This window comes from Comamonas sp. Z3 (assembly GCF_008121565.1).
GTDB lineage: Bacteria > Pseudomonadota > Gammaproteobacteria > Burkholderiales > Burkholderiaceae_C > Comamonas > Comamonas brasiliensis.
Window position 1 is genome coordinate 85,867 of record NZ_VOQU01000009.1, and the last position, 15,972, is coordinate 101,838.

At 63.2% G+C, this 15,972-nt stretch carries 15 protein-coding genes; 10 read left to right on the top strand and 5 right to left on the bottom strand.

What is annotated here, in order from left to right; genetic code table 11:
* Positions 1–25: 25 nt before the first annotated feature.
* On the bottom strand, positions 26–1,219 hold the full coding sequence (locus FSY59_RS23885; protein ID WP_207384585.1) for a thiolase family protein: 1,194 nt from the start codon (positions 1,217–1,219) through the stop codon (positions 26–28).
* The gene (locus tag FSY59_RS23890; RefSeq protein ID WP_034379750.1) at positions 1,216–1,614 is read right to left on the bottom strand and encodes a Zn-ribbon domain-containing OB-fold protein; all 399 of its coding nucleotides are present in this window, start codon (positions 1,612–1,614) and stop codon (positions 1,216–1,218) included. The genes FSY59_RS23885 and FSY59_RS23890 overlap by 4 nt, the downstream gene beginning before the upstream one ends.
* Before the next feature lie 138 nt (positions 1,615–1,752).
* On the opposite strand from FSY59_RS23890, the gene FSY59_RS23895 reads away from it, so the two are divergent.
* The 5 genes from FSY59_RS23895 (at position 1,753) to FSY59_RS23915 (ending at position 6,602) form a co-directional block, all read left to right on the top strand.
* Positions 1,753–2,448: an SDR family NAD(P)-dependent oxidoreductase gene (locus FSY59_RS23895; RefSeq protein WP_034390184.1), complete on the top strand. Its 696-nt coding sequence runs from the start codon at positions 1,753–1,755 to the stop codon at positions 2,446–2,448.
* 2 nt (positions 2,449–2,450) lie between these two features.
* Complete coding sequence (locus FSY59_RS23900) at positions 2,451–2,972, top strand: bacteriohemerythrin (RefSeq protein WP_229227515.1); 522 nt, start codon at positions 2,451–2,453, stop codon at positions 2,970–2,972.
* 65 nt (positions 2,973–3,037) lie between these two features.
* A complete protein-coding gene (locus tag FSY59_RS23905) occupies positions 3,038–4,024 on the top strand; it encodes a fumarylacetoacetate hydrolase family protein (RefSeq protein ID WP_043374657.1) in 987 nt (328 codons plus the stop codon).
* Between the two features lie 166 nt (positions 4,025–4,190).
* Positions 4,191–5,822 carry an AMP-binding protein gene (locus FSY59_RS23910; RefSeq protein WP_034379746.1) on the top strand — a complete coding sequence of 544 codons (1,632 nt, stop codon included), beginning with the start codon at positions 4,191–4,193 and terminating at the stop codon, positions 5,820–5,822.
* 12 nt (positions 5,823–5,834) lie between these two features.
* Positions 5,835–6,602 (top strand): SDR family NAD(P)-dependent oxidoreductase, encoded by a 768-nt coding sequence (locus FSY59_RS23915; protein WP_034379745.1) that lies wholly within the window; start codon positions 5,835–5,837, stop codon positions 6,600–6,602.
* 8 nt (positions 6,603–6,610) lie between these two features.
* Here the strand turns inward: FSY59_RS23915 and FSY59_RS23920 are convergent, their stop codons facing one another.
* From FSY59_RS23920 to FSY59_RS23930, 3 genes are all read right to left on the bottom strand, one after another.
* A complete protein-coding gene (locus tag FSY59_RS23920; protein WP_080731577.1) occupies positions 6,611–8,239 on the bottom strand; it encodes an AMP-binding protein in 1,629 nt (542 codons plus the stop codon).
* A gap of 3 nt (positions 8,240–8,242) precedes the next feature.
* Positions 8,243–9,226, bottom strand: a complete 984-nt coding sequence (locus tag FSY59_RS23925) for a tripartite tricarboxylate transporter substrate binding protein (protein ID WP_034379744.1) — start codon at positions 9,224–9,226, stop codon at positions 8,243–8,245.
* Positions 9,227–9,359: 133 nt separating this feature from the next.
* The gene (locus tag FSY59_RS23930) at positions 9,360–10,472 is read right to left on the bottom strand and encodes an aldo/keto reductase (RefSeq protein WP_034379743.1); all 1,113 of its coding nucleotides are present in this window, start codon (positions 10,470–10,472) and stop codon (positions 9,360–9,362) included.
* 136 nt (positions 10,473–10,608) lie between these two features.
* Between FSY59_RS23930 and FSY59_RS23935 the strand changes: the two genes are divergently transcribed.
* From FSY59_RS23935 to FSY59_RS23955, 5 genes are all read left to right on the top strand, one after another.
* The gene (locus tag FSY59_RS23935; RefSeq protein ID WP_148729806.1) at positions 10,609–11,628 is read left to right on the top strand and encodes an amidohydrolase family protein; all 1,020 of its coding nucleotides are present in this window, start codon (positions 10,609–10,611) and stop codon (positions 11,626–11,628) included.
* Positions 11,625–12,518, top strand: a complete 894-nt coding sequence (locus FSY59_RS23940) for a DMT family transporter (protein ID WP_034379739.1) — start codon at positions 11,625–11,627, stop codon at positions 12,516–12,518. Before FSY59_RS23935 ends, FSY59_RS23940 begins: the two co-directional genes overlap by 4 nt.
* Positions 12,519–12,797: 279 nt before the next feature.
* On the top strand, positions 12,798–13,250 hold the full coding sequence (locus tag FSY59_RS23945) for a hypothetical protein (RefSeq protein ID WP_131326196.1): 453 nt from the start codon (positions 12,798–12,800) through the stop codon (positions 13,248–13,250).
* An 87-nt stretch (positions 13,251–13,337) separates the two neighbouring features.
* The gene (locus FSY59_RS23950) at positions 13,338–14,306 is read left to right on the top strand and encodes a tripartite tricarboxylate transporter substrate binding protein (protein WP_080731576.1); all 969 of its coding nucleotides are present in this window, start codon (positions 13,338–13,340) and stop codon (positions 14,304–14,306) included.
* A gap of 109 nt (positions 14,307–14,415) precedes the next feature.
* Positions 14,416–15,378, top strand: coding sequence for a porin (locus FSY59_RS23955; RefSeq protein ID WP_043374650.1), 963 nt, complete (start codon positions 14,416–14,418; stop codon positions 15,376–15,378).
* Positions 15,379–15,972: the final 594 nt, after the last annotated feature.

A 15,972-nucleotide genomic window follows, 5' to 3' on the forward strand; every position in this document is an offset into this window, starting at 1 on the left:
CAGGGCGCCTGGGGCTAGAGTGGGGTCACTCTCGGACGAGCAAAAGCGAGCCAGCCAGCGGGCCTCCGCCGGCCGCCGCAACCGCTACCTGGTGCGGCGCGATCTGGCGCAGCCCGGCGCGGCCCCAGAGCTGGGTGCAAGCTTCGTGCACATATCCAAGGCCATGGGTTCTTCCCCCCGAGAGCTGGCCGCCATTGGTATTCACCGGCAGGGCGCCGTCGCGGGCGATGCGCGCGCCGCCTTCGACGAAACGGCCGCTTTCGCCCACCGGGCACAGGCCCAAGGCCTCCAGCCAGAGCAAAGTCAGGATGGAAAAGCCGTCGTACAACTGGGCGCTGCGGACATCAGCCGGCTTGAGGTCGGTTCGTTGCCACATCATGCGGGCCGCGTCGATGCTGGCCCCGCCGGTCAGGGAAACCTGATCCCAGGACCAGGGCTGGTGCAGGGCCGAGCCGATGGCCTCCAGGCGAATCGGGGGATTCGGGCCATGGCGCGCCGCATCCATGCGCGAGAGCACGATGGCCGTCGCCCCGTCGCAGTGCACGTCGCAGTCGAACATGCGCAGGGGCGTCGAGATCATGCGGGAGGTCAGGTAGTCGTCCATGGTCATGGGCGTGCGGTACACGGCCTTGGGATTGAGCACGGCGTTGGCGCGGCAGGTCAGGGCGATCTGCGCCAGTTGCTCCGGGGTGGTCCCGTATTCATGGAAGTGCCGCTGCGCATACATGGCCATCAGGTTGATGGCCGAGTGCACTTCATAGGGGGTGTACCACTGCCAGAAGAAGCTGCTGTCGCGCCCGGCGGTCTTGTTGCTCAAGGCGTTGGCGTTCTTGTCGAGCCGCCGCGCGCTCGCTTCCGTGATCGTGCGGAACACCAGCACATGGCGGCACAGGCCCGCGGCGATGGCCATCGCGCCGTTGATCACGCCGGCCAGCGGCCCTGGCCCTTCGTAGCCGCCGCCGTACCAGTTGACGTGCAGGCCCATCGTGCCGATCAGCGCATTGGGGCCCACCGGAGAAAAGCTGTTGCCGTTGTTGTTGTCGCCTGGCCAGCAAGCCACACCGTCGATGTCTTCTCGCGTGAGCCCCGCATCGGCGATGGCCTCCAGGCATGCATCCAGGGTCAGGCGCATGGCGGATTTGTCGGAGGGGCGGGCCACTTCGGATTGGCCTACACCGGCGATCGCCACGTTTTTTTCGTACAGGTGGTCGAACATCATTGGGCTTTCTTGAACAGAGGGAGCCAGACGTCTTCGTGCTGCTCGAAAGTGACTTGTACCGGCATGCCGATTCGGACCTGATCGGGCGGCAGTCCCACCACGTTGCTGAGCAGGCGCAGGCCGGGCTGATCGTCGAGTTCGACGATGGCCACGACGTAGGGTGCAGCCAGCTCAGGCTTCCACGCCTGGTGGTTGATGGTGTAAGTGGCGATCCGGCCGCAGCCGCTGGTGGCCTGCGGTGTCACATCCAGCGAACTGCAGGATGGGCAGATCGGAGCGGGGGGGTGAAAGAAGCGCTGGCATGCACCGCAGCGATGGATCATCAGCCGGCCCGATTCCCCTCCCTGCCAAAAGGCTGATGTGTCGCTGGTGATTTGGGGCAGTTTTCGTGGCATGAATGCGAGGTGTGTCGGGCTGGCAGAGGGCTTGGTCAGGGTCGCTACGAGTTGACGTCTGCGGGTTAAGAGAGTGTAATATATGAACAAATTTCGTCAATGTGTCTAACTAATGGTTTCTACCAACCGTCCGCATCTATGAGTGAACATTCTTTGGCGAACCGCCATATCGTTGTGACCGGCGGCCTGGGCGTGCTGGGCCGTGCCGTGGGTGCCGTGCTGGTCGAACACGGAGCCCGTGTTGTCCTGCTCGATCGCGCCGCGGCCCAGGATGTGCCCGGAATCACTGCAGTTATCGGCGGCATTGATCTGACCGATCCGAATGCCACACGGTCCGCATTCCAGCAGGCAAGCGAGCGGCTCCAGGGCTTCGACGGCCTGGTGAATGCCGCCGGAGGCTTCCGGTGGGAAACGTTGGAGAGTGGAGCCCTGGAGTCGTGGGATGCGCTCTATGCGATGAACCTGCGCAGTACCGTGGTGGCGTGCCGGGAGGCGTTGCCACGTTTGTTGGCGGCCGATGGATCGGGCATCGTCAACGTGGGGGCGTTGGCTGCGCAGAAGGCAGGGATGGGAATGGGCGCGTATGCGGCGTCCAAGGCCGGCGTCGCACGGCTGACCGAAGCGCTTGCAGAGGAACTCAAGGACCGAGGTGTGCGTGTGAACGCTGTCTGTCCCAGCATTCTGGATACGCCTGCCAACCGGTCCGATATGCCCGATGCCGACACCGCGCGCTGGGTAACCCCGCGCTCGCTTGCCGCCGTCATTGCGTTTCTGTTGTCTAACGATGCCCGCGCCGTCACAGGCGCGTGCATTCCGGTGGCAGGTCGAGTGTGATCATGGAAGACATGCGCTTGTCTCAGGAGCACTCATTATCCGGGGCCGTTGGAGAGGGCGGCGGCAATGCCATGGCTTGGTCCGATCGCTACTTGCTCGGGCACGGTGACATGGACGGAACCCATCGCGAATTCGTCACGTGCGTGGCGGCCCTTCAAACGGCGCAGGATGCCGATCTGGCGGAGTGCCTCGCCGCTTTCGAAGTGCATGCCGTCGAGCATTTCGAGCAGGAGCGGCATTGGATGAACACCACGGGATTTCCTGCCGCCCAGTGCCACGCGGATGAACATGCGGCGGTTCTGCGTTCTGTGCACGAGGTGCAGGAAATTTTGCGTAATGGCGGTTCTGGACAGGTGGCACGCGATCTCGCCAACGCGCTTGCCAACTGGTTTCCAGGCCACGCTGACTACATGGATGCTGCGCTTGCCCAATGGCTGATCAAGCGAAGCCATGGCGGAGCGCCGGTGGTGCTTCGCCGCCGACTGGAACCCTCCGACGCACCGCTTCCGCCGTCGGTCGGTTGAGTCCTCGTTCCTACCGGAGGCACTTTGCCCCTGGTTTTTACCCCCCCCACAAAGAAACGTTCAATATGAGACTGGTGACATTTCAAGCTGCAGGCGAACCCGCCCGCGCAGGCGCATTCATCGAGGGTGACCAGGCGGTGCTTGACTTGCGGCAGGCGGCGCAGATCGTGCATGGCGGCAGCGCGGATGCGCTGGCGAGCATCCTGGCGCTGATCGAAGCGGGCCCCTCGGCCTCCGAGCTTGCGCGTGACCTGATCGCGCGAGCGCCTCGCGCGGCCGTCAGGGAGCGCAGCACGGTCAGAATCCTCGCCCCCATACAGCCACCACCGCAAATGCGCGACGCCTCTTGCTTCGAGCTACATCTGCGCCAGAGCTATGCGGCAGCGCGGCGCGCACGCGCGGCGCGAACACCGGATCCGGAGGCCACACTGAAGGCAATGAACACCCGCTCAGATGAGCGCGCGATAGAGACTTTCCTGGGCCAGCCCATCTACTACAAATGCAATCGCTTTGCGACCATCGGCGTGGACGACGATGTCGTGTGGCCCGGCTACAGCAAGGCGCTCGACTTTGAACTCGAGTTCGGCTTCTACCTAGGAGCGCGGGCCAAGGACGTACCCAAAGAGAAGGCGCGCGAGTACATATTTGGCTACACGATCTTCAATGACATCAGCGCGCGCGATGCCCAGGCCGTGGAAATGGGCGGCATGCTCGGGCCGGCCAAGGGCAAGGACTTTGATACCAGCAATGTGATGGGGCCCTGTCTAGTGACCGCCGATGAACTTCCCGATCCTTACAGCCTGAACATGGTTGCCCGTGTCAATGGCGAGGAATGGGGGCGGGGAAATTCGCGCGACATGTATTGGAAGTTCGAGGATGTGATCGCGCATGTGTCGCGTTCCGAAACGCTCTATCCCGGTGAGTTCATCGGATCGGGAACGGTGGGCAATGGCTGTGGCTTGGAGCAGATGCGCTACCTCAAACCTGGGGACGTCGTGGAACTGGAGGTGGAGGGCATCGGCCTGCTGCGTACGCGCATCACTTCGCCGTGATAAGCGTCCATCCACGGGCGGGAGCCTGGGGTTCCGTCGTCGCGGTGACATGCAGCATGCCACCGATTGAGACCATTACACGCTGTCCCGTATGTCGAGAAACATTCCGGGCGGCGTCTTCACACAACGTAAAGAAATTGCCGCCAATCGCGGCAGGGTACATCGAATGAGCAAAGACATTGATAGCGCACCTGGCTGGACGCCAGGGCTGCGTGACACTCCCGTGGCGGCTTTGGCCCGTGCGGTTCTCGCGCATCCAAACAAGATCCTGTTCGATTTCAGTGGCGAGAAGACCACCTACGCCGAGTTCGACGCTCTCACCAACCGCATGGCCCATGCGCTGCAGGCATTGGGAGTGAAGGCCGGCGCCACCGTCACCTCGCTGTTCGACAATCACCTCGACGCCGTGGTTCTATGGATCGCGCTCAACAAGCTGTCCGCCGTGAGCGTTCCGTTGAACACGGCACTCAAGGGTGAGTTCTTGCGCCACCAAGTGGCCGACTCGGGGGCTGAAATCCTGGTGTGCGACGCGGCCTATGCGCCGCGCCTGTTCGAGGTGGCCGGGCATCTTCAAGGCATTCGGCGCCTGTTGGTGCGTGGAGTGTTGGAGGATGGCTATCCAGACGTTGGTTTTTCCATCGAAAGCCTTGACGATCACCGAGGGCACGACACCACTCCCCTGGCAGAACTGCCTGACCCGGCCGCGCTCAACGCCCTGATCTACACGTCCGGGACAACGGGGCCTTCCAAAGGCTGCATGATCAGCGGCAACCAGATGTGCCATGTGGCGCGCCTGCTTCTGCGGGCTGCGCCGTTCGGTCCGGACGACGTGCTGTGGACCCCGTTGCCACTGTTCCACATGAACGCGATCGCGACGGGCGTGGTGTCCACGCTGCTTGTGGGCGGAACGATCTCGATCGCTCCACGGTTCTCGGTCAGTGGCTTCTGGCCTGCCGTGGAGGCATCCGGGGCCACCGTGGTGTCCATCCTGGGCGCCCTGGGTACGCTGCTGGCACAGGCGCCAGACAATGACGCGATGAAGCGCTGCTTCGGCCAGATCCACACGGTCAAGGGCAATCCGTTCACGGAGGACATCAAGGCGATCTGGCGCACCCGCTTCGGTGCGCGGCACATCGGCTCCAACGCCTACGGCCTGACGGAGGCGCTGATCACGTCGGTGCCGGCCGGCGAGCCGGTTCCTCCGGGCTCGTCGGGGCGGCGCGCACCCGAGTTCGACGTGCGCATCTTCGACGACCAGGACAATCCGCTGCCGCCCGGGCAGGCCGGCGAGATCGTATGCCGCCCCCTGCATCCCGACATCATGTTCAAGGGCTATTGGCGCCGAGCCGAGGACACGCAGAAGGTGATGGGGAACATGTGGTTCCACACGGGGGACATTGGCAAGTTCGACGAGGCCGGGTTCTTCTACTTTGTGGATCGCAAGAAGGACTACCTGCGCCGGCGGGGGGAAAACATCTCCAGCTTCGAGATGGAGTCGGCGATCTTGCAGCATCCCGACATCGAGCAGGTCGCGGTTCATGCCGTGCGGTCGAACCTGGGCGAGGACGACCTGAAGGTCACCGCCAAGCGGGTAGCGGGTGCCCAACTCACCGAAGAGGCCTTGTGCCGGTGGATGGTGGATCGGGTGCCCTATTACGCTGTGCCCCGCTACATCGAGTTCCGGGTTGAATTGCCGGTCAATCCGCAGGGGCGGGTTCTGAAGTACCAACTGCGCGATGAAGGTGTGACGCCTGGCACCTGGGACATCGAGTCCTCCACCATCAAAGTGCAGCGATAGAAGAGCGCCACCATGTCTGTTTCAGAATTGACCGGCCGCCGCATCCTCATCACCGGGGGAGCCAGCGGCATGGGCGAGGGCCTTGTGCGCTCGCTGACGGGCATGGGGGCGCTGGTCGTGTCCATGGACCTGAACCGCGAACGCGGCGAAGCCGTTGCTGTTGCGGCGGGAGCGCGGGGCTTCATGGAGGTCGATGTGGCCGACGAGGGATCGGTTGCGCGCGCGGTCGATGCCGCCTGCGCCCGCCTGGGCGGCCTGGATGTGCTGATACATGCGGCGGGTATCGCGCCGTCTTCGCCGGCGCAGGGAACCAGTCTGGCGTTGTGGGAAAAGGTCTTCGCGGTCAATGCCACCGGCACCTTCCTGATGAACCGGGCGGTGTTTCCCCATCTGCGGGAGCAGGGCGGCAGCATCATCAACTTTGCCTCCGCAGCCGGCGCGCTGGGGCTGCCCAACAAATCTGCCTATTCGGCGGCCAAAGGGGCCGTCCTGGCCTGGACCCGCACCGTGGCTCAGGAATGGGGGCCCTACAACATCCGCGTGAATGCGATCGCCCCGGCCATCTGGACGCCCATGTATGACCAGACCCGTTCCGAAATGAGCCCGGAGCAACTGAGCGCGCACGATACGCTGATGGCCCGGGTGATCCCGCTGGGCGGCAAGCTGGGCGACATGGCGCAGGACTTGGTGCCGGTGCTCGCCTTTCTGGCATCTCCCGGGGCGCGTTTCATGACCGGCCAGATATTTGCCGTCGATGGCGGGACGCTGATGGTGCGCTGAGTCGGCAATCAGACCGGATCGGCACTTGCCAGCGGACGCAGTTCTCCAGCCAGAAGCGCTTGGCGGACTGCAGCGCGGCCGACTTTACCGGCATCGGTGCGCGGGACCGGTGCGAGGAGGACGTGCTTGGGCCGCTTGAAGGAAGCCAAGTGCCGCTCGCAGTACGCCATCAGCTCGGCGCGCAACGCTTCCAGCGCGGGCGCTGGGGCCGCCTCGTGGGGTTGAACCAATGCGCAGACACTCTGCCCCCATTCGGGATCCGGCAGTCCCACGACGACTGCGTCGGATACCGCAGGATGCTGCATCAGAACGGCCTCGATCTCGGCAGGGTAGATGTTGACGCCGCCGGAAAGAATCAAATCGGTGCGGCGGTCACAGAGGTAGAGCCAGCCTTCCTCATCGAGGTATCCATAGTCTCCCGCGGTGAACATGTCACCGCGCTTGACGGAACGGGTCTTTTGCGGATCGTTGAAATACTCGAAATCGAAGCCATCGTTCATGTAGATCAACCCGGGCTCGCCAGCAGGAAGCTCGGTTCCGTCCTCATCCAGGATGGCGAGCTTGCTGAACGGATACCGACGGCCCACCGTTCCGGGGTGACGGAGCCAGTCGTCGCTGCCTACATAGGTTCCTCCTCCCTCGCTGCACGCGTAGTACTCGTGCAGAACCGGGCCAAGCCAGTCGATCATCCGGCGCTTGGTCTCCGGAGGGCATGGGGCGGCCGCATGGATGACGGTTCTGAGGCTCGATAGGTCGTAGCGCTGCCGGAGAGACTGCGGCAGTTGCAGCAGACGGTGGAACAGAATCGGCACCAGTTGCACGCTGTCGATGCGTTCGCTTTCGATCAAGGCGAGCACGCGTTCGCTGTCCCATTTTTCCAGCAGCACGATCCGGTGCCCGAGATGCAGCATCTGGATGGCGCGGGAGCCGGGAGCCGCGTGGTAGAGCGGTGTGCAGACCAGGTGCGCCCCATCGCCCGCGCGCAGGCCGAACATGCCCGAATAGAGCGGAAGGGTGCGCGCCAATGCCACTTCAGGGGCCAATCCCGTCAGTGGTCGCCGAATTCCCTTGGGGCGTCCCGTGGTGCCGGAGGAATAGAACATGATGCCGCCTGCCAGCCGGTTGCCAGGAGGGTCATCGGGTTGTGCGGGCAGCAAGGATTGCAGATCGCGAAAGCCCGGTATGTCTCCGGCAACTGCCAGGCGCCCTTGCTCGGGGAGCGCCGCCTGCTGGGCCGCCTGGCTGGCCGTGGAGGCAAACCGATGATCGGCAATCAGCACGCGGCTCTTGCTGTTGGACAACAGGTAGGCCAATTCTTCGGTCGTCAGGTGCCAATTCAAAGGTACCAGATAGGCGCCTATCTGCGAGATGGCGAGTGCGCTCGCCAGCCAGTCGCTGGAGTTCGGCAACAAGACCGCGACGGCTTCGCCGGTCTTCACGCCGCAGCCGCGCAGCGCATGCGACAGACGATCGACGCGGTCGCGCAGCTCGCCGAACGTGCTGCAGCCCCCATCGCATTCCATGATTGCGATGCGGCTGGGCTGCCGCTCGGCAATTTGCCAGAAGCCCAACGCGCCGTCGCAAAGGTAGATGGGATCGACTGGGCTGGAGTTGGCCAAGGATCTGATTTCAGACATGTACTATTCGATCGTGATGCCTGCCGCCCGGATGGCCTGTGCCCAGGCCAGCGTATCGCGCTTTTGCAGGGCGGCAAGCTGGTCGGGCTTGCCAAGCAGTGGCTGCAGCCCGATGCTGGTAAGGAATGCTTGTCCCTCAGGCGCTTCCAGCACCTCGTTGATCAACTGGTTGATGCGTTGGATTGCGATGGCTGGCATCCCGGCCTTCCCGTAGAGAGCCAGCCACGCGGAGACGTCGAAATCAGCGATGCCCGACTCCGAGAGGGTAGGAATGTCGTTGGCGGAGGCGATGCGCGCGCGTGTCGTCACGGCAATTGCACGCAGGCGACCGGAGCGCACATGTGGCAGGTAGCCCTGAGGGTCGCCAAAGGCGTAGTCAAGATGGCCGCCGATGATGTCGGAAACCACCTGGGCCAAGGTCTTGTATGGCACGAAAGTCGCCTGTAAACCCATGCGCTGCTTGAGAATCTCGCCGGCGAGCCTTCCGGTGATCGCCGAACTGGCGTAGCTCAACTGGCCCGGCCTGGATTTGACGAAGGCGACGAACTCCTGAAACGTGCTGACCGGCACGCGCGAGGGGTTGACCACCAGGATGTAAGGTACGGTGGCCATGGAGGCGATCGGCACGAAATCCTTTTCCGGATCGAAGGGGAGAGTTTTGTACAAGCTGACGTTGGCCGCCTGGGTCGAGGATCCTGTCATCAGGAACTGATGACCATCGCCTTTCATGCGGGCGACAGCATCTGCCGCAATGTTGCCGCCTGCGCCAGGCTTGTACTCGATGACGAACACGATCTCGGGATGGCGCTTTTGGATCTGCTCGGTGCAGTAACGAATCAGCCCATCGATGGCACCGCCACCTGCGTATGCCACGGTGATAGAGACAGGTTTGGTGGGCCAGGCGGCTTGGGCGTCACCCGGGGCCGCCCATACCGGGAGTGCACTGGCTGCAAGCCCAAGCATCTGACGCCGGGTCCAGATGATCATGCGGGTGTCTCTGTTTTGATTGGCTGGGAGGCCGTGCTTGCCATTCTCACTACTTCCTCCGAGGCTCTGTGCTGCCAGTTCCCCGGATATTCGCCATGGATGGGCGGGCTCTCCAGGGACGCAGTTCCGTCGCTCAGCGCCAGCCGCCGCTGCGAGTCGCGGGAAGTTCGTCAAAGTGGGGAGGGCGGGGCGATACGCTGGCTCCCCCGTGCATGCGCGGCTGAATGGCGCTCAGAAAGTTATACGGAAACAGCGGGGGCAATGCACTCACCTGATCGAGCCGGGCTCGGAGCTCGGAAGGCAATTCAAAGTCCAGCGCGCCCAAGCCGTCCTGCAGTTGTTCGAGCCGGGTGGCGCCCAGGATCACCGAACTGAGCGCCGGGCGGCCCGACAGCCAGTTGATGGCCACCCTTGCCATGGGCTGCCCCAATTCATTGGCGACGGATTCGAGCGCCGCGACGATCTCCCAGTTGCGTGGCGTCAGCTTGTTCAGCGCGGGCGTCGCCACCGCGGCGGTGGCCTTGATGCGCCCAGCCTGCTGGGCTTGCGCCTCCACGTTGGGCTGGTACTTGCCGGACAGCAGGCCGCCGCCCAAAGGACTCCAGGCCACCAGCCCGAGGCCCAATTCCTGGCACATGGCGGGAAACTCGTACTCGATGCCGCGCTGCACCAGCGAATACTCGAGCTGCACCGCGCAAGGACCTTCAAGGCCGTGGTTCTGCGCCAGGGTGGCGATGCGCGCGCCATACCAGGCGGGCACGTCCGAGAGCGCCCAGTGGCGGATCTTGCCGGCGCGTACCAACTGATCCATGCTGCGCAGAACCTCCTCCGCCGGCGTGATGCCATCCCATGCATGGAGGTAGTAGAGATCCACATAGTCCGTCTTCAGCCGCGCCAGCGAGGCATCCAGGGAGCGGATCAGATTCTTGCGGCCGTTGCCCGCGGCGTTCGGGTTGCCTTGCGGGTTCTGGTGATTGAAGCTGTACTTGGTGGCCAGAACCACGCGATCACGCGTACCCGTTTCCGACATGAACTCGCCTAGCCAGGTCTCCGCGGTGCCGTGCGTGTAGATGTCCGCCGAATCAATGAAATTTCCCCCGGATGCCAAGTAGGCGTCGAACATCGCGCGCGCGGTCTCCCGGTCGCAGCCCCAACCGTTCTCGGTGCCAAAGGTCATGGTGCCCAGGGACAGGCGCGAGACGCGCAATCCCGTACGGCCAAGCAGGTGGTATGTGGTGGGTTGCATCGGGTCTCTCAGGTTTTTCTGAAATTAAAACATATTGACAATAAGTGTTCAATAATTAGACTGTCCTGGCTCGGCTGATGTCAAGTCCGGGCGGCTGTCCCGGGGGCCTTTCCCCGGCCCCTCATCCTGACGAACCATGCTGATCGATGCCCACGCCCACCTGCTGACTCCTGGAATGCTCAACCGCCACGATTTCTGGGGGCCATTCATGAAGATGCAGGGTTTCACCGTCGGGCACTTCGCGTTGGGAACCAAGCAAAAATCGAAGGCCGCCTCGGACCAGGAGGCGGAAGCGAACCTGCTGGCAAAGATGACGCATGCCGCGCGCCGCGCGCTGATGGCCCAGCGCGGCGTGGACCAGATCGTGGTGTCCACTCCCTCGCATGCGTTCATGTACTGGGCGGAAGACTTCGGAAGCGAATACGCGCGCATCTGCAACGACGAGATGTCCGCTTATTGCGCCCAGGACCCAGCGCACTTTGCTTTCTGGGCGCACGCCAATCTGGCAGATCCGGTGGCGGCTGCACGCGAGATCGAGCGTGCCGTGACACAGCTCGGTGCGAAGGGGGTCTGCGTGGGAGGCGCCAATTTCAAGGGCCTGCAGGCCTATAGCGAGGAATTGTTTCCCGTTTGGGAGACGGTCACGCGGCTGGACGTGCCGCTGATGGTGCATGGCTACAACCAGTCCGTGTGGTGGGGCGACAGGCATGCGGAAGACCGTTTCGAGACTACTTCGATCGTGGGCGATTGCGTCGATGAAACCCTGTTCTTCTGGTATCTGATCTGTGGCGGCGCACTGGACGTGTTTCCCACGCTGAAAACCTACATCAACCACGCAGGCGGCATGGCGGTGTTCCAGCTCGGGCGCCTGGCGGAGCTGAACAAGTCGATGGCGCCGGATGCGCGCAACAAGCGTCCGCTGATGGATTACCTGCCCAATTTCTGGTTTGACTTGGACGTGCAGCATCCGGCACTGCGCCGCGCCGTTGTGGAAGTGGTGGGCGCCGATCAGATCCTCTACGGCACCAACTTCGGGGGGGCCTACGACAATGGCGACCTGACCGCAGGACTGGGCCTCTCGGACTCCGACGTAGTCAAGATCCGCAGCGGGAACGCGCGCCGCCTGCTCAAGCTTGAAACCCCCGTCGCAGCATGACGGGTTTTGTCCTGAGCCGGCGCCAGGTCTGGCTGCTCGTGTTTGTCACTCTGTTCTGGGGAGTGAACTGGCCCATCATGAAATCGGCCGTCAGTGCATACCCCGCGATGGCGTTCCGGGCCTGGTCCATGGTACTGGGCCTGCCGTGCCTGTGGTTGGGACTGAAGCTGCTGCGGGTGCCATTGCAGGTGCCGCGGCGGTACTGGGGCGAGTTGCTGCTGCTGGCAACGACCAACATGGTGGCCTGGCACCTGTGTCTGATGTGGGCCTTGCCGGGCCTGAGTTCTGGCCGGGCGGCCATCATCGGCTACACCATGCCCGTGTTCTCGGCGCTCTGGGGCATGTTGCTGTATCGGCAGCGTCTGTCCCGACCGCAATGGTTGGGCGTGGGTAGCGCGACTGCGGGCGTGGTGCTGTTGCTGTGGCATGAGTTCTCGCGTCTCAGCGGGGTTCCCTTGGCTGGGCTTACCCTGCTGGCCGGAACCGCAGTGTGGGCCCTGGGGACGCAGCAACTGCGGCGCAGCACCATGGACGTTCCCGTACTCGCGATCGGGTTCTGGATGACGGCGATCACGACAGCCGTGGTTCTGGTGTACGTAGGGATCGCCGACGGCCTGCCTGTGAGTCGCCCCTCGCCGAGTGTCTGGGTGGCGGTGGCCTACAACGCGCTACTGATTTTTGGGTTTTGCCACGTGGCGTGGTTCTCCCTGGCCCGCGCATTGCCGCCAGTCGCCTCGAGTGTCAGCATTTCCCTGATCCCCGTGCTCGGGTTGCTGTCGGGCGCGCTGTGGCTGAACGAGGCGCTGCATTGGCAAGACGGGGCCGCGGTGCTCCTGATCATGCTGGCGATTGGCGTTGCCTTGTATCCGGAGGGGACGGAAGCCTCATGACGGAGACTTTATCGGCGCACCCGTGGATAAGGAGTGCCTGCACAAGAAGACGATGAGCAAGGAGCAGCCCTCACTCACCAAGGCGCGTGTGGCGATCTAAGGCGGAATGATTTTTGCCAGGTGGAGCATCGACGGCCCCTCGTTCGAGGAGTGCCTGAGCGATGCAAAGTTCTACTACGACACCATGTGGTGCCGTACCACCAGTGGCATGGAAGTCTTGGGTCCGTCGCAGCGCTTTATCTTCAAGGCCAGTTGGAAAACTGCGGCCGAGCAGGGCGCATGCGATGGCTATTACATGCTGATCCTGCACCGTCGGTCAGGAGGAAGCCCAATGCCGAGGAGGACGGGGCCAACCTGACGCCGGAAATGTATCGCGTTGAAGTCCGGATTGACCACGGCCATAAGCAGGACTCGGCGATCTTCCATAGCTGTTTCATGACCAAGGGCTTTGGCAGCTTCTTCAGTGCAGACGGGCTGGTCATTACTGCCATAGATGGCGAAGCGCGCCGCAAGGCTCGCGGGCTGCTGCAGCCGGTCTTCTCGATCGATACGGCACTGCCGTTGTGCGCCGCAATCGAACACCAGAGCTGCGATGAGTTCATCTTGCCCTGGTACCCGAAAAGCGCGCCCACGCTGCCCCCGTCACAGGTCGAAGTCCGGCAGGTCGGCGCGTGTTGCGTGGGGCCTCTGTCGTCGAATGAGATAAGTGAATTTGTGAGACAAAAAATGTAAGAGTGTTCGTGATTTAGCTGGGGTTGGTGGAGGAATGTGTATCTAAAATAAGAATTTTATTCTGTTATTAGAATCTAAGGGGACACAATGAAGTCAATGCGTATGTTTGCAACTTGCCTCTGGGCCGCCGCCGTGGCCTGTCTGGCCGCACCCGCTGCTGCCGGATATCCCGAGAAGCTGATCACATTCGTCACGCCGTTCACGGCTGGCGCCGCGCCCGATGTGTTGGTGCGCGCGCTCGCTGCCGAGATTGCGGCAGCGACGGGCGCCAGGGCCATTGTCGAGAACAGGCCGGGTGCGAGTTCGATGCTGGCGGCCCAGTCCGTGGCTAAGGCCGTGCCGGACGGCTATACCGTACTGGTGACTGGTAACGTCGCCTTCACCGGTAATCCGCACGTGTTCAAGAAGCTGCCCTATGACCCGGTGGCCGATTTCACTCCCGTAAACACCGTGGCAAAGGGGCCGATGTTCCTTTACGTTAACCAGCGCAAGATGCCAGTGGACAGCATCGGCGGCTTCATCGACCTCGTGCGCCAGAACCCGGGCAAATTCTCGTTCGCCTATACCAGCATAACGAGCCGGCTGCCGGCCGAGGTACTGCGCAAGTCAGCCGGACTGGACATCGTCGGCGTGCCCTACCGCAGCGGCAATGCCGCGATACCGGACCTTGTCAGTGGCGAGGTCGACATGCTATTTACCGACCTGTCGGGCATGCCGTTTGTGAAATCCGGCAAGCTTCGTCCGATCGGCGTGACCGATACCACGCGCAGCCCGTTCGCGCCCGAACTGGCCACGTTCGAGGAGGCCGGCGTGCAGCGCATGAACATCGGCTTCTGGCTCGGCGTGTTCTTGCCCGCCAAGGCGCCGCCCGCGGTGGTGGACCGCCTGAACGCGCTTCTGATGCGCGCCGCAGCCAGCCCAGCCTCCAAGGCTGCCAACGATCAGCTCGGGACCGTGCCTTCCGTGCTGCCGGCTGGCCAGTTCGGCCGCTTTGTCGCACAGGAAAGCCGACTCTGGGGGCAGATTGTCCATGACGCCGGCATCCCGGCGGAATAGGGCTGCTGAGGCGCCGCCGTCCGCGCACGCACATCCGTGCACCTTTTATCCGCGACGCAGGCCCGCCGGGCCTGGATGAGCCCTGCCTGCGCATCTTTGGAGTAACCCTGTGCAGTACAAGAATTTGCTGTCCGCCGTGGCAGCCACCTGTTCCGTCGGCATTGCCGCGGCCCAGTCCTCGGTCACCGTGTTCGGCAAGCTCGATTCCGGCTACGTCAACAAGATCGGCAGCAAGATGGCCAGAGGCGACAACGGCATGGGCGAGGGCGCCCAGAGCCGCATTGGCTTTCGCGGCACTGAGGATCTGGGCAGCGGGCTGTCGGCCTTCTTCTGGCTCGAGCACCGGCTGCGCTCCAACACCGGCGAGTCCACCGCCGTGCGGTTCTGGCAGGGGCAGTCCATCGTGGGGCTGAAGGGCCGCTGGGGCAGTGTGTCGTTCGGCCGGGACTATGTCGCCGGCTATGTCGAGGTGCAGATGACGCCTGACCCGTTCATCCATACCGGCGTGTCGTCAATGGTGGCGTTCAGCAACGGCAACATTGGCACCGTGCGCAACGACGGTGCCGTCACCTACAAGCTCGACGTTGGCACCTTCGGCCTGCAGGCGCAGGTCGCGAACGCGAATAGTCCAAATTCTACGATCCTTCCCGCGCCGATGACGGTCAAGCGGCCCAAAGGGTTGAGCCTGACCTACCGTGCCGGCCCGGTGTATTTGGGCTACGCCTACGAAGACCCGGGAGGACGGCACGACCATTGGCACTTCGCCACTGCGCGGACCGAGGTTGGGGCGGTCACGCTGGCCGGTGGATATGGCCGCGGACGCACGGATGCGCTGGAAAAGCGCCGCAGCTGGATCGTCGGCGCCCACCTGTCAACGTCCTCAGGTCGGCTGAAGCTGGTGTACGGAGATCTGGAGAACACCAGCGGGCACCAGAAGATCAGCCGCAAGTACGCTGTGGGCTACAACCACCACCTGTCCAAGCGTAGCTTCCTGTACGTCAACGTCGCCCGCGACACCGAGGCTTGGGCGGATAAGACCGGCATGGACATCGGCCTGCAACACAATTTTTAAACAGACTGCGGTGCGCTGCCATCGATGGACAGCCGCCGCGTTAGCTGTAGCCATGCCGTGGTGACCGAGCAGCGACCGGCCTCCGCGCAGTAGCGCGGCTCCGCAGGCAATGATGCCCATGATGCTTATGTAGTAGATCACCATACAGTGCGCAATTCCGACGGCGGCAGCAACTGGGCCGGCATGGTAAGCGTGTTGACGCCGCTGAGCCAAGCTACGCCCAGCAGCGCCACTGCGGACAGCAGAAATTTGTACTACGAAATTCTGCCCGAGGATGCGTAGGTGGTGCTCGGCCCTGGTTCGGTGGGGCGGGGTGCCGACGAGATGGTGAAGCTGGGCGGAGAGAACGACGCTATGGCGCTGATGCAGGTTGTGGGCGAGAGCTTCGAAGTAGTGCTCGACTTCGTGCGCGGCGCGCCGATGATCGCGACCTTGAAGGCCGCGCGCGTGCCTTTACTATCGGCACGGGGGGACATGAAGTCACGCTCGATATCGCCCACCTGCCATTCCGCACATTCAGTTGCATGGGGGCGGGACGTCACTTGTCCACCGATCGTCAGGTCAACTGGCGCCGGTTCCTGCGGATGGGGCAGG

Coding starts and splice junctions, on each gene's coding strand:
- FSY59_RS23885 (WP_207384585.1), bottom strand. CDS start 1,219: ATGATGTTCGACCACCTGTACGAAAAAAACGTGGCGATCGCCGGTGTA.
- FSY59_RS23890 (WP_034379750.1), bottom strand. CDS start 1,614: ATGCCACGAAAACTGCCCCAAATCACCAGCGACACATCAGCCTTTTGG.
- FSY59_RS23895 (WP_034390184.1), top strand. CDS start 1,753: ATGAGTGAACATTCTTTGGCGAACCGCCATATCGTTGTGACCGGCGGC.
- FSY59_RS23900 (WP_229227515.1), top strand. CDS start 2,451: ATGGAAGACATGCGCTTGTCTCAGGAGCACTCATTATCCGGGGCCGTT.
- FSY59_RS23905 (WP_043374657.1), top strand. CDS start 3,038: ATGAGACTGGTGACATTTCAAGCTGCAGGCGAACCCGCCCGCGCAGGC.
- FSY59_RS23910 (WP_034379746.1), top strand. CDS start 4,191: ATGAGCAAAGACATTGATAGCGCACCTGGCTGGACGCCAGGGCTGCGT.
- FSY59_RS23915 (WP_034379745.1), top strand. CDS start 5,835: ATGTCTGTTTCAGAATTGACCGGCCGCCGCATCCTCATCACCGGGGGA.
- FSY59_RS23920 (WP_080731577.1), bottom strand. CDS start 8,239: ATGTCTGAAATCAGATCCTTGGCCAACTCCAGCCCAGTCGATCCCATC.
- FSY59_RS23925 (WP_034379744.1), bottom strand. CDS start 9,226: ATGATCATCTGGACCCGGCGTCAGATGCTTGGGCTTGCAGCCAGTGCA.
- FSY59_RS23930 (WP_034379743.1), bottom strand. CDS start 10,472: ATGCAACCCACCACATACCACCTGCTTGGCCGTACGGGATTGCGCGTC.
- FSY59_RS23935 (WP_148729806.1), top strand. CDS start 10,609: ATGCTGATCGATGCCCACGCCCACCTGCTGACTCCTGGAATGCTCAAC.
- FSY59_RS23940 (WP_034379739.1), top strand. CDS start 11,625: ATGACGGGTTTTGTCCTGAGCCGGCGCCAGGTCTGGCTGCTCGTGTTT.
- FSY59_RS23945 (WP_131326196.1), top strand. CDS start 12,798: ATGCGATGGCTATTACATGCTGATCCTGCACCGTCGGTCAGGAGGAAG.
- FSY59_RS23950 (WP_080731576.1), top strand. CDS start 13,338: ATGAAGTCAATGCGTATGTTTGCAACTTGCCTCTGGGCCGCCGCCGTG.